Source organism: Flavobacterium sp. 83 (assembly GCF_000744835.1).
Taxonomy (GTDB): domain Bacteria; phylum Bacteroidota; class Bacteroidia; order Flavobacteriales; family Flavobacteriaceae; genus Flavobacterium.
In genome coordinates, this window is record NZ_JQMS01000001.1 from 2,392,383 (window position 1) to 2,406,581 (window position 14,199).

The 14,199-nt window shown below is 33.8% G+C and carries 11 protein-coding genes; 2 read left to right on the plus strand and 9 right to left on the minus strand.

Features of this window, described 5'->3' with window-relative positions:
- Window positions 1-14: 14 nt before the first annotated feature.
- The 8 genes from T410_RS10545 to T410_RS10580 form a co-directional block, all read right to left on the minus strand.
- Window positions 15-389 (minus strand): diacylglycerol kinase family protein, encoded by a 375-nt coding sequence (locus T410_RS10545; protein ID WP_035671425.1) that lies wholly within the window; start codon window positions 387-389, stop codon window positions 15-17.
- Window positions 390-399: 10 nt separating this feature from the next.
- The gene (tpx, locus tag T410_RS10550; protein WP_035671428.1) at window positions 400-897 is read right to left on the minus strand and encodes a thiol peroxidase; all 498 of its coding nucleotides are present in this window, start codon (window positions 895-897) and stop codon (window positions 400-402) included.
- Between the two features lie 192 nt (window positions 898-1,089).
- On the minus strand, window positions 1,090-1,347 hold the full coding sequence (locus T410_RS10555; RefSeq protein ID WP_035671430.1) for a hypothetical protein: 258 nt from the start codon (window positions 1,345-1,347) through the stop codon (window positions 1,090-1,092).
- 116 nt (window positions 1,348-1,463) lie between these two features.
- A complete protein-coding gene (locus T410_RS10560; RefSeq protein WP_035671433.1) occupies window positions 1,464-1,772 on the minus strand; it encodes a co-chaperone YbbN in 309 nt (102 codons plus the stop codon).
- A gap of 70 nt (window positions 1,773-1,842) precedes the next feature.
- Window positions 1,843-2,481 (minus strand): peroxiredoxin, encoded by a 639-nt coding sequence (locus T410_RS10565; protein WP_035671435.1) that lies wholly within the window; start codon window positions 2,479-2,481, stop codon window positions 1,843-1,845.
- Window positions 2,482-2,623: 142 nt separating this feature from the next.
- Window positions 2,624-4,234, minus strand: a complete 1,611-nt coding sequence (locus T410_RS10570; RefSeq protein ID WP_035671436.1) for a glycoside hydrolase family 3 protein — start codon at window positions 4,232-4,234, stop codon at window positions 2,624-2,626.
- A gap of 120 nt (window positions 4,235-4,354) precedes the next feature.
- Window positions 4,355-5,623 (minus strand): MFS transporter, encoded by a 1,269-nt coding sequence (locus T410_RS10575; protein WP_035671438.1) that lies wholly within the window; start codon window positions 5,621-5,623, stop codon window positions 4,355-4,357.
- 28 nt (window positions 5,624-5,651) lie between these two features.
- The gene (locus T410_RS10580; RefSeq protein WP_035671442.1) at window positions 5,652-7,184 is read right to left on the minus strand and encodes a glycoside hydrolase family 10 protein; all 1,533 of its coding nucleotides are present in this window, start codon (window positions 7,182-7,184) and stop codon (window positions 5,652-5,654) included.
- A gap of 254 nt (window positions 7,185-7,438) precedes the next feature.
- On the opposite strand from T410_RS10580, the gene T410_RS10590 reads away from it, so the two are divergent.
- Together T410_RS10590 and T410_RS10595 are read left to right on the plus strand one after the other, a co-directional pair.
- Window positions 7,439-10,354 (plus strand): FAD-binding and (Fe-S)-binding domain-containing protein, encoded by a 2,916-nt coding sequence (locus T410_RS10590; protein ID WP_035674371.1) that lies wholly within the window; start codon window positions 7,439-7,441, stop codon window positions 10,352-10,354.
- A gap of 302 nt (window positions 10,355-10,656) precedes the next feature.
- The gene (locus tag T410_RS10595) at window positions 10,657-12,588 is read left to right on the plus strand and encodes an amino acid permease (RefSeq protein WP_035674373.1); all 1,932 of its coding nucleotides are present in this window, start codon (window positions 10,657-10,659) and stop codon (window positions 12,586-12,588) included.
- A 144-nt stretch (window positions 12,589-12,732) separates the two neighbouring features.
- On the opposite strand, the gene T410_RS10600 is transcribed toward T410_RS10595, so the two are convergent.
- Window positions 12,733-13,938, minus strand: a complete 1,206-nt coding sequence (locus T410_RS10600; RefSeq protein WP_035671447.1) for an aminotransferase class I/II-fold pyridoxal phosphate-dependent enzyme — start codon at window positions 13,936-13,938, stop codon at window positions 12,733-12,735.
- Window positions 13,939-14,199: the final 261 nt, after the last annotated feature.

A 14,199-nucleotide genomic window follows, 5' to 3' on the forward strand; every position in this document is an offset into this window, starting at 1 on the left:
ATTGTAATTCTATCTTAGAATAATATAGGTATATATATGATTAAACCGATTGCTATTGCAGTTAAAGCAGCAAAAAAAACGGCACCTGCGGCAATATCCTTTATGAAGCCAATTCTTTCATGATAATTGGGATGAATAAAATCGGCAATTTTTTCTACAGCTGTATTTAAACCTTCTATACTCATAATAAGGCCTATGGCCATAGTTTGAAATAGCCATTCTGTAGTAGTGATACCAAAATAGAATCCAGCAATAGTCATTATTATTCCTAATGAAAATTGTACCATTATGCTGTGTTCTGTAGTAATTAATTTTACAGCACCATTAAAAGCATAAGTGACACTTTTTAATCTTCCGGTAAAGAAAGTATTATCTTTTTGAAATTCCATCCGTATGCTATTAAAGTGCCGCTAAAGCAGCTTCATAATTAGGTTCGTTTGCAATTTCAGCAACTTGCTCTGTGTGCGTAACTGTTCCGTTTTCATCAAGCACAATTATAGCTCTGGAATGCAATCCTGCTAATGGACCGTCTACAATTTCTAGACCATTTGCTTTTCCAAAACTTCCCGCTTGAAAATCAGATAAATTGATGACATTTTCAAGTCCTTCAGCACCACAAAAACGTTTTTGAGCAAAAGGTAAATCCCTTGAGATACATAATACATTAGTGTTTTCTAATTTACTTGCACTTTCGTTAAATTTTCTAACTGATGTCGCACATGTACCTGTATCAATACTAGGAAAAATATTTAAAACTAATTTTTTTCCTGCAAAATCATTTAGTGAAGCAATAGAAAGGTCATTTTTAATTAATTTAAAATCAATAAGTTTAGAACCTACTTTTGGTAATTCTCCTGAAGTCTGTATTGGATTTCCTCCTAATGTGATTGAAGCCATAATATTTGTTTTTTAATGAGGTTCAAAAGTATGAAAATTATTTAAGATTTAGTTACGAAACTTCGGGATAAAGTTCAAGATTTTGGAGTATCAAGTAAACCCGTATAACCCAATGTTATTTTCATAAAATGCATAAAAAAACGCACTCGTTTGGGAGTGCGTTTTATAAATATTGAATTAAAGAATCCTTTTTTATTTGTCGATGGAACCTAGAACACGTTTCATAAAACCATTTAAAGCCTCTTTTTTATCCGTTCCGGTTTTTACCAGTTTATTGACTTCTAATGCACCATACATATTAGAAATTAATTCGCCAATTACATCTAATTCTTCATCTTTCAATGATGTAATTTCAGTCATAGCTTCTAAAACTTCAATGGTTTCTATGATATAATCTTCATCATTGTCTTCTATAAACTGTGTTAAATGCTTGATTACAGGTAATTTCATATTGTTTTATTTGAAGTTTAAAGTTTAAAAAGTTTAAGGTTTCTTAATTGCTATTGAAAATGGTGTAATGAAGTCTATCTTGACTTTGTCATTCCGTTTTTCAACAAAAAAAAATATTAAACAATTTCGTTTACTAAATCAATTAATACTTCCTGTTTGTTGGTTTGTATTTCGTTTACTAATTTTCCATTTACAAAAGTGGCAAAAGTTGGCAAATTACTCACATTAGCTAATTTTCTAGATTCAGGAAAATTTTCAGCATCGACAAGAGCAAAAGTAATTGTTTCGTTTTCTGAAGCCAGTTTTTTGAATTTTGGTTTCATGATACGACAATTTCCACACCATGAAGCTGAAAATTGAACAACAACTTTTTCGTCTTTTGTGATTAAATCTGCTAATGTATCTTCGTTTAATTCGATTAACATAATTTTTATTTTTTATTTAAATTCAACAGCAATTTTGAAATTTAAAATAGCTGTTGAATTTAGTTTTTTATTAGTTTGCGCTTAAGTATTCTGCAGTACTTTTTCTGTCAGCGCTCATTGCTTCTTTTCCAGCTTCCCAGTTTGCAGGACAAACTTCCCCTTTTTCTTGGATGTGTGTATACGCATCAACCATACGTAAATATTCATTTACATTACGACCTAATGGCATATCGTTTACACTTTCGTGGAAAATTTTACCAGTTTCATCGATAAGGTAAGTAGCTCTATACGTTACATTAGATCCTTCAATAATGATAGAATCCGTTTCTTCACTATAACCCGTTTCTTCAATGTCTAAAATTCCTAAAATATTAGATAAGTTTCTATTAGTATCAGCAAGAATTGGATACGTAACGCCTTCGATTCCGCCATTGTTTTTTGGAGTGTTTAACCATGCAAAATGTACTTCATTAGTATCGCAAGATGCACCTATAACTATTGTATTTCTTTTTTCGAATTCTGGTAAAGCTGCTTGAAAAGCGTGTAATTCAGTTGGACAAACGAATGTGAAATCTTTCGGGTACCAAAACAAAAGTACTTTTTTATTGTTTTTTGTTGCTTCTTCGAAGATGTTGATTTTTAAATTATCACCCATTTCTGAAATTGCGTCAACTGAAATACTTGGGAATTTTTTTCCTACTAATGACATATTATTTATTTTTAGTTAATTTTTTTTGATGGTGCAAAAATAGCCTATACAAAAGGTTTGTTGAGATAGTATTTGATTATAAATATTTATTTCAAAATAGAGAATTGCTATGATGTGATTTTTGAATGATTTAAGTGATTGATTACGAAAAGTTAACCTCTACTGGAAGAGTTCCTTTGCATTCTTTGTTTTCTAAAAGTTGCACTGCAGCGATTTCTTGAAATTCTGTAAAATCTTGATACATTTGAACTATTCCTGAAGCGTTTTTTAAATTTGGTATAACTTGAAGTGCATAAGGATTCCCAAAAAGATACAAAACACATTTTTTGTTTTGGAATACATTATCCAAAAACTGAAGTACTGAATCCTCAATTTCAAAATTATGTAAAGGTTTCGCCTTTGGCACAAACAAAGAAATAATAAGCGTATCAAAACGGTTTAATGATTTTTCCAATTCATATAATGTCAAATCACTTCCCGTTTCATAACAAAACTCAGGAGAAGGTAAAGCAGCAGATAAGCGCTTGAAAAATGAATTATCGGCGTTCTTATAAAAGCTAATTTTAGCGAGATCTTCTCTGTTTTTAGCATCAAAAACCGTCATGGTATTGTGATTGTCTTTTATTTTTGTAATGCAGTTTTGAGCAATTTTCCTATTTAAAACGGACGTAGTTTCAAAATCAAAATTACTTTTGCTAAGGTTGGGTAAAAGGGGTTCTGCATCGACAATTCCCACTTTTTGTTTGCATTTCCACAATCGGTTAAAACTGGCTTCAATTCGCTCCGGAGTTGCGTTTTTTAGGATTTCCTCAATTCCTTCTGATACATTTTCTGCAAAACACAAAACATCATTTCCTGCATTAAAAGCTTCCCATTCCAATTGCCCTTTTTTCTCGTATAATTTCGAGACGCTATGCATATTCAACGCATCCGAAATCACCAGACCGTCATATCCTAATTTCTTTCGCAAAAGCGTTTCAATTATTGATTTGGATAACGTTGCCGATGTGTTTTTTCCGTCATTTAGAGCGGGAACTGCCAAATGACCAATCATAATGGAATCGACATTGTTTTCTATACCTTTTATAAAAGGAACTAATTCATTGGCTAGTAATTCTTCCAATGTTTCTTCTAAAACGGGTAATCCCAAATGCGAATCGACATTCGTATTTCCGTGGCCAGGAAAATGTTTGAGACAACCTAAAATGCCAACCTCATTCATTCCTTTGAGGTATTCGAGGGCGAAATCAGCTACTTTTTCTTTATTTTCACCAAAAGAACGGTACCCAATTACAGGATTATTCGGATTATTATTGACATCCGCCAATGGCGCTAAATTATAATGGATTCCAACTGATTTTAAGTCCAAACCTATTTGTTTCCCCACTTCGTAAACCAAATTTTTTTCACTATTTGGTAGAGCGCCAAGAGTAATGGCATATGGATATTGAGGTGTTTTCTCTACGCGCATGGCTAATCCCCATTCAGCATCAATACTCATCAATAATGGAGTAGTAGCACATTTTTGATACCTGACGATAAGTTCCTTCAAACGCTGAAAGCTATTATCATTTAAAACTATTTTTTTCTTAGTTTCATAATTGGTTGCGGCACTGGCTCTGCTATGAAAAAAAGTCAATCCGCCTATATTGTGTTCTTTGATTAATCGTTCGGTTGCCAGAATGTTTTCTTCGGTATCATTAATGAAAACGGCAGGGAAGAAAAATTGCCCTATTTTTTGTTCTAATGTCATTTTGAAATAGTTTTAAGAATAATTTTAACCATACAAGAAATTTAAGCTGAAATAAAAATCTAAAAAACACACTTACTTAAGTGACCTTACATTTCTTATATGGTTGAAGTTTATATACTTCTATACTTGCTCTGATTTTTTTCCAAAATCGGAAGGGAAAATTAAAAATCGGGAAAGTATTAATCCTGGTATTGTGGCGCAAAATACCCAAATAAAGAAATTTCCATAGCCCAAATATTCTTGAATAAATCCGCTTAACATTCCTGGCAGCATCATTCCTAAAGCCATAAATCCGGTTGCGATGGAATAGTGGGATGTTTTTGATTCACCATCGGCAATATAAATTAAATACATCATGAAGGCAGCGAAACCAAAACCGTAGCCAAATTGTTCTGCAATTACAGTCGCATAAACATAGAAAATAGATTCAGGATGAAAATGGGAAAGTAAAATGAATCCTATTATGGGTAAGTGCATGGCCAGAAACATGGGTAACATCCATTTGCCTAGCCCTCCTTTGGAAATGGCTACTCCGCCAAGAATTCCTCCTATTACCAATGCTGCGACACCAAAGGTCCCATAAATGATTCCTACGTCTTCGGTGGCTAATCCCATACCTCCTTTAATTTTTTCATCAATTAAAAAGGGTGTTAGCATTTTTAATAATTGGGATTCTCCTAATCTGAAAAGCAATATAAAGGCTAATACAAGTCCGATTTGTTTCTTCTGAAAAAAGGTTTTAAAAACAACCCCAAAACTCTGCTTATTTTTAGTTTCACCAGTAACTTTAGCTTCTTCTACTTTTGGAGTGGTAAGAAAGTTGTAGATGGTTAGAAAAACCATAATCAAAGCTACAATTATCATCGTGTACGACCAAGCTTTGCTTTTGTCTCCATATTTCTGTTCCAGAAAACCACCTAGAATAACGATTAATCCATTGGCAGTAAGCATAGAAAGTCTATAAAAAGTGCTTCGAATTCCTAGAAAAAAAGATTGTTGTTCTTTGGCTAAAGCCAACATATAAAAGCCGTCGCTAGCAACGTCATTTGAAGCCGATGCAAAAGCTGCAACCCAAAAAATAGCCAGACTTAGGACGAAAAAATTACTCATTGGGATGCTTAGTCCTACAATCAAAAACGTTATTGCAATAACCAGTTGCATCGTCAGAAACCACTTTCTTTTAGTTGAATATAAATCTATAAATGGGCTCCATAATGGTTTAATAACCCACGGCAAATACAACAAACTGGTGTACACTCCGATGTCTTCATTGCTGACACCTAAACTTTTGTACATAATCACAGATACAGAGATTATGATGGCATACGGAAATCCCGATGCGAAATTTAATAATGGAATCCAATACCAAGGGCTGTTGTCTTTTCTCATTTATAGCGGATTATATTCAATTCAAATTTTATAGTGTAAAGTTCACTAAAGTTGGCTCACTTTCATTACCATAAAAATCTATGAATGTAATGGCGCAGGAGCTATTTTTATCTAGTTTGCAAGTGGGTATAATTACTTCGACAGCATTACTTTTTTCTTGAAACGGTATTTTTTCAATGATTTGACTTGGATCATTAATATCAATTTTAGTAGTTGCATTTGATCCATATACCATGACATAGCGAATTTTGCTGTTCAAAGGGGATTTTACATTGAAGCTAGAAGAAACTGCATTTTTTACGATGGTATTGACTGTTGGTACATCAACTACTTTTCTAATGGAATTAGGTACAACATTAGGAAGCGCAGGGTATTTATATTGATTTTCTAACAGTAGTTGCGTTACGGTTTGATTTCTGTTTAAAAAGGATTTGGCACTAAAAAAAGCATTTCCCTGAATGTTTTTATAACTACGGGTAATGTCAATTTGATTTGGAATTTCATTTGGATTATTCCATCTTTTATCAGAATCAGTATTTATTTTATAAGTTCCGTTTCCAATGTAAATTGCCGTATTAGTCGAGTTTTCGGACCACCAACGCAATAGTTTTGAATACGAAGCTTTAGGATGATCCATGCTCCAATACAATTGAGGAACAAGGTAATCAATCCATTTGTTTTGCATCCACGCTATTGGATCGGCAAATAAATCATCATAATTTGTTTGTCCCGCTTCCGTTTCTGAGCCTTTTGGATCCATTGATTTATTTCTCCAAACTCCAAACGGGCTGATACCAAATTGTACCCAAGGTTTTATGTTTTTGATGGAAATGGAAACATTTTTGACAAAATTATTCACATTAGATCGCCTCCAATCTTCTAAGCTTAAGTTGTTTCCATATTTTACAAAAGCTGCAGTGTCATTGAAATAGTCTCCTTTTACTTTGTATGGATAGAAATAATCATCAAAATGAATGGCATCAATGTCATAGTTTTTAACCACTTCATTTACTACTTTCAATAGATGGTCTTGAACTTCTGGAAGCGCTGGATTGTAATAATATTTACCGCCATATTTAATCATCCAATCGGGATGTTGGTAAAAATCATGTTTAGGACTTAAGATTGCTGTGTTTAAATCCATCGTGGCACGATAGGGGTTTAGCCAAGCATGAAATTCAAAGCCTCTGGCATGCGTTTCGTTTATCATCCATGCTAATGTGTCGAAATATGGTTTTGGCGCCTGTCCTTCTTTTCCGGTCAAAAATCGAGACCAAGGAGCTAATTCAGTAGGATAAAAGGCATCACCAACACTTCGAATCTGAACGATAACGGCGTTATAATTTAGTTTTTTATAGTTGTCTAAAATTTCAATAAAATCAGCTTTTTGTTTGTTAACATTGTCCGTGCTGCTTTTTGGCCAGTCAATATTAACAACAGTTGCTATCCAAACTGCTCTAAATTCATTTTTAGGATTTGTAGCTATCATTTGTGCTTTTACATTCGAAAACGAAAGTAAAAAGAACGAAATAAGTATTATGACAAGCTTGCATTTTTTCATTAGGATCTTATTTTATAAAGTATTCAAAAATAGTTTTTTTAGTGAAATTTACCAGATAAAATAGGTATAAAATTTGACTTATTTTACTAGCGCAATTTCTTTGCCAAAGTATTTTTAAAAAAAAATACTTTATCTCAAAAGATAATTTTTTTTGATTTTTTCTTATTTGATTTTCGGTCATATAATACGCTATATATTTATATTTGTCAAATAATGCTGTAGTATCAGCTTTTATGAAATATAATGTATCAACCATGCCAACCTCACTTCAACTAGAACAATTGTCTCAATCATTAGAAGGAACACTTTTATATGATAATCTTCATAAAACACTTTATGCCACAGATGCTTCGGCATATAGAATTATGCCACTTGCCGTAGCACTTCCAAAAAATGAAGAAGACATTATCAAAATTATTCGCTTTGCAGCAAAAAATAAAATTTCAATAACGCCTAGAACTGCCGGAACTTCATTGGCAGGACAAACCGTAGGTAGCGGAATTATTGTTGATGTTTCGAAATATTTTACCAAGATTGTTGCTTTCGATGCAAATAAAAAAACGGTAACGGTACAACCAGGAGTGATTCGTGATGAACTGAATTTGTTCTTGAAACCACACGGTTTGTTTTTTGGACCCAATACTTCTACCTCAAATCGATGTATGATAGGAGGGATGGTAGGGAATAATTCATCGGGAACTACATCAATACGTTATGGCGTAACCCGAGATAAAATTGTGGAATTAAAAGCTGTTTTGAGTGATGGAAGTACCGCAGTATTCAAAGATTTGACTTCGGAAGAATTCTTGGAAAAAGCAAAAGGAAATACACTTGAGAACACAATTTATAAAGCAATTTATGAGGAACTTTCGAATGTAGAAAACCAGAAAGAAATTGTAAAGGAGTTTCCAAAACCAGAAATTCACAGGCGAAATACGGGTTATGCTATAGATTTATTATTAAAATCAGAACTGTTTTCAGGAACAGAAAAAACAATAAACTTAGGGAAATTACTTTGTGGAAGCGAAGGAACTTTAGCATTTACTACAGAAATAACGTTGAAAGTGGATGATTTACCGCCAACGAATAATGTCATGGTAGTAGCGCATTTTCATACCATTCAAGAAAGTTTAGAAGCCGTAGTCACAGCGATGAAACATCATTTGTACACGTGTGAAATGATGGATGACACCATATTAGATTGTACTAAAACAAACAGAGAACAAGCCAAAAACAGGTTTTTTATACAAGGGGAACCAAAAGCAGTTATTATGCTTGAAGTAGCGTCTCATCATAGCATGGAAGATGCCGAATCACAAGCTAATGCTTTGATAGCAGATCTAGAAAGAAATAATTTTGGTTATGCTTTACCTAAAATTTACGGCTCTGATATTGATAAAATAAATGAGTTGCGTAAAGCAGGTCTCGGGCTTTTAGGAAGTATTGTTGGTGATGATAAAGCAGCTGATTCTATTGAAGATACCGCTGTCGAGTTAAGTGATTTACCCAATTATATTGCCGAGTTCTCCGCAATGATGCAGCGTCATGGCCAGAGCGCCATTTATTATGCCCATGCCGGAGCCGGAGAAATTCACTTGCGACCTGTTTTAAATTTAAAAACGAAAGAAGGATTGCACCAATTTAGAAATATCGCTACCGAAGTAGCTATTTTGGTAAAAAAATATAGGGGATCATTGAGTGGGGAACATGGAGACGGAATAGTTCGTGGTGAGTTTTTACCTTTTATGATTGGAGAAAAGAATTACGAATTATTAAAGCGAGTAAAAAAGGCTTTTGATCCAGATACTATTTTAAATGTTGGAAAAATTGTAAATGCCTTCAAAATGGATGAAAACCTTCGAGTAGAAGCGGGAAGGGTTGAACCGGATATCAAAACGATTCAGGATTTCTCTGATAGTATGGGGATTTTGCGTGCTGCTGAGAAATGCAATGGTTCAGGAGATTGCAGAAAATTACCTTCGGCTGGCGGTACTTTATGTCCAAGTTATCGAGCTACACGGAATGAAAAAGATACGACTCGTGCCAGAGCCAATGCGCTGCGAGAATATTTGACGCATTCAGAAAAAGACAATAAGTTCAATCACGAAGAATTATATAAAGTTTTTGAATTGTGTGTAAGTTGTAAAGCTTGTGCAAGCGAATGCCCAAGTAATGTAGATGTAGCTGCTTTAAAATCGGAATTTTTGTATCAATACCAAAAAGCAAACGGATTTTCATTGCGGAATAAAATATTTGCTTTCAACTCTAAATTAAATAACCTGGGGAGCGTTACTCCTTCGATTACTAATTTTATAGTTAATTTACCTTTGGTAAAAAATAGTATGGGTATTGCTCCAAAAAGAGAAGTTCCTTTATTGGCTCCGACTACTTTTAGAAAATGGTATAAAAAAAATAAATCAAAAGCGCCAAGTACTTCTTTTGCAAACGGAAAAGTATATTTGTTTTGTGATGAGTTTACCAATTATTACGATGTTTCGGTAGGAATAGATGCCTACGAATTACTGACAGGAATTGGCTATGAAGTAATTGTCGTGGATCATGAGGAAAGTGGAAGAGCTTTTATATCCAAAGGTTTTCTGGAAGAAGCAAAAGCAATTGCCAATAAAAATGTTGCTGTTTTTTCGACTATAATTACTGATAATTCTCCTTTAATAGGAATAGAACCATCGGCGATATTAACTTTTAGGGATGAATACATCCGTTTGGTAGATGATAAAGACAATGCCGAAAAATTATCCAAAAATGTATTTACCATCGAAGAGTTTTTTAAAAATGAGATTACAACTGGAAAAATTCATTCTGAACAATTTTCTGATGCGGAGCGAACAATAAAAATTCATGGGCACTGTCATCAAAAGTCATTGAGTTCTATTGAAGCGACTTTTGCTATGTTGAATGTACCAAAAAACAGTTCGGTTACGATTTATAATTCGGGATGTTGTGGAATGGCAGGTTCTTTTGGATATGAAAAAGAGCATTATGACATTAGTATGCAAATGGGAGAAGATACTTTGTTTCCAAAAATCAGAGCGACTGATGCCACTATAACCATTGCTGCTGCTGGGACAAGTTGTCGTCATCAGATTTTTGACGGTACCAATAGAAAAGCGCTGCATCCGGTATCAGTTTTAAAGTCATATTTAAAATAGGATAGTACTTGTTTTGGAACATTAAATGTGTAATATTTGTAAAAAATGAATTTAGTTTAAAAGTTTTGTTTTATATCTGTTATTTCGTAAAAATTAGGGCTATTAAATATTGATTTGATATTTTTTAATGGTTAAAAAAACGAAATATGGAATGAGATGTGAAGTTAAAAACAAAATAGTTTCCTTAAAATTTCTAATATTGAAATTGTTTTATATATTTGATTTTTTATAAAATTTACGTTATTTTCGGATTAAACCGTAAAATTTACGACAGATTAATTTTTAATGATAAAATTTACAATATGGCATTAAGTGGTTTATTCAGAAAGAAAACAGTACAAGACATTCTAAAACAGGTCGAAAAGAATAATGCGGATGGGCATAATGCACTTGGAAAGCATTTAACCGCTCGTGATTTAACCGCCTTTGGAATTGCAGCAATCGTAGGAGCCGGTATTTTTAGTACTATAGGAAAAGCAAGTGCTGATGGAGGTCCTGCAGTTATCTTTCTTTTCTTGTTTACTGCCATAGCCTGTAGTTTTGCGGCCTTTGCTTATGCTGAATTTGCTTCGATGGTCCCTGTTTCCGGAAGTGCTTATACTTATTCTTATGTAGCTTTTGGAGAAATAATCGCTTGGATTATTGGTTGGGCATTAATAATGGAATATGCAGTAGGGAATATAACCGTTGCCATATCGTGGAGTGATTATTTTACCGGATTGCTCGATAGTATGGGGGTTCATCTTCCACAATATGCCCAAATGGATTATTTATCGGCTTCCAATGGTTTTAAAGATGCAACAGCTTTAATGCAAAGTGGGAAAACATTTGAAAATCTAAGTTTAGCAACACAAGCGGCATATACAGCATGGACTACTTCACCTGTTATTGGTTCCTTTCACCTTGTGGCTGATTTACCAGCTTTATTAATTATTGTTTTAATTACGGCTTTGGTTTACCGCGGTATGAAAGAGTCTCGTAATGCAAGTAATATAATGGTAGTTGTTAAATTATGCATTGTACTTTTAGTAATAGCAGTAGGGATTTTTTATGTAGATGTTGATAATTGGCATCCGTTTGCGCCTAATGGAGTTTCAGGCGTTTTAAAAGGAGTTTCGGCCGTATTCTTTGCTTATATCGGGTTTGATGCAATTTCTACAACTGCTGAAGAATGTAAAGATCCGCAACGCGATTTACCAAAAGGAATGATGTGGGCCATTATTATTTGTACCCTTTTATATATTGCAATCGCATTAGTATTAACTGGTATGGTAAGCTACAATGAATTGAATGTAGGAGATCCATTAGCATTTGTATTTGATAAACTGCATTTAAAATGGATGTCGGGAATAATTGCTGTAAGTGCTGTAATTGCCATGGCAAGTGTTTTATTGGTCTTTCAAATGGGACAACCTCGTATCTGGATGAGTATGAGTCGTGATGGATTATTGCCGAAGCGTTTTTCTAAAGTACATCCAAAATTCAAAACACCTTCTTACGCTACAATTGTTACTGGTTTTGTAGTGGCAATACCTGCTTTGTTTTTGAATTTAACCATGGTTACAGATTTATGTAGTATTGGGACTTTGTTTGCTTTCGTATTGGTTTGTGCAGGAGTTTTGGCTTTGCAAAACAGAACCGATATTCCTCGTGGAAAATTCAAAACACCTTACGTGAATTCAAAATTCATTATGCCAGTTTTAATGATAATGGGATTGGTTTTTGCTTTTGGATACAACAAAAAAAACACAATGGATTTCATTACTAATGAAACCCAAATCAATAGTTCAGCAGCAATAATTACATCATTAAATAAAGAAGAAACTCAAAAAGTATATGATTATTTAGTAAGTGTTGATGCTAAAAATGCGACAACAGGTACGCCGGATTTAGAATTTTTGCTAAGTCAATACCAACAAGATGATGCGAAATATGCTAGTGTAATTGCCAGTTTACCAGTATCAGATTCAGTTAAGTATGAAAGTGGTTTAGGATTGTTTAAACATAAAATACCAATGTGGATTTTTCTGATTGTTTTGGTTGGACTATCCGTTTGGTCGTTTAAGGAAAATTTGTCATTAATTCCATTACTTGGTTTAATCTGTTGTTTGTATATGATGGCAGAACTAAGTGTTTGGAACTGGATTTATTTTACAATTTGGTTGTTAATAGGTTTAGTGATTTATTTTAGCTTCAGCCGTAACAACAGTAAGTTGAATTTGAAAGAGGTTTAAATTTTAAATATTTATAAAGTAAATCGTCTTGTGTAAGCAAGACGATTTTTTTGTTTATAAAAAAAATCCGTTCGAAATATATTTTCAAACGGATTCAACAAACTACAACAAACTAAAAAAAAACTATTCCATCAAAACAGATTCTTATGTGAGTACATTCAATTCTATCATGCATTTTTTCATCATCTGGTAGGTTCTTTCAATATCATTATCTAAACCTATAGAAAACCGAATTAAACCATCAGTCAATCCCATTGCTATTTGTTCGTCCATTGGAATTTCGCTTGAAGTAGAAGTTCCCGGCGCACTAAATAAGGTTTTGTAAAACCCCAAACTCACTGCCAAATAACCGAGGTTTTTTGCCTGCATCAATTCCATTAATTCATTGGCTTTCGCCAAAGTTCCAACATCAAGTGTCATCATTCCGCCAAAACCATATTCCGGATTAATCATCGTTTTATAGATTTCGTGGCTTGGATGACTTGCTAATCCAGGATAAACTGTTTTCAGTCCGTCTTTTTCAAAACGTTCTGCCAGATACATCGCATTGTAACTGTGTTGTTTCATTCTAATATGTAATGTGCGCAAATTTTTCATTACACTCGCCGAACGTAAACTATCCATTGTTGGTCCAAGTAGCATACTGGCACCACTATTCACATTTTTTAAACTATCGATAAATTCTTGCGAAGCACACGTTACACCGCCCACCGTATCGCTGCTTCCGTTGATGTATTTTGTCAAACTGTGAATCACAATATCAGCACCTAATCGTGCAGGAGAGACTGATAAGGGCGAAAAAGTATTATCTACAACCAATTTCAAATTGTATTTTTTTGCAATTTTTGCTAAACTGGCAATATCAGCCACTTCCAGCAAAGGATTACTAACTGTTTCACAATATAAAACTTTAGTTTCCGAAGTAATAGCAGCTTCTACAACATCTAATTTTGTGATGTCAACAAAAGTGGTTTTGATACCTAATCTCGGCGCGAAATTCTTCAAGAAAGCATATGTTCCACCGTAAATTGTTCTGCTGGAAACGATGTGATCACCCGTTCCGCATAATTGCAATAGCGTAGGCGTTATTGCTCCCATACCTGAAGCTGAAACATTGGCTGTTTCCGTTCCTTCCATTGCGGCCAATGCTTTGTCTAAATACAAATTACTTGGAGAGGAATGGCGAGAATACAAATAACAGCCTTCCATATTACCTTCAAAAGTATCAAACATGGTCTTTGCCGAGAGGAAAGTATAGGTTGAGGAATCAGAAATCGATGGATTCACACCACCAAATTCACCAAAGTACTGTAAATCCTGAATGTTGTCTGCGGGATTGAAATTTTTCATAATTATTTTTTGTTATTTGAAGCTATTCCTGCTATTCGCTGTATCTTTCTAATCCTGAACTTGTTTCAGGATCCTGAAACAAGTTCAGGATTAGAAAGGATGCCGCTGCTATCAGGGCTAGGGATTTCGGTCTGTATAAAATCTATTCAAAATAACAGCGTTATAGATTAATAATCAATCATATCGTTTAATATTGGATTTTAAAACTATTATAGTTTAATTATGTAATTTAATTTTCTAAATTAGCTTCTCAAATAAGAA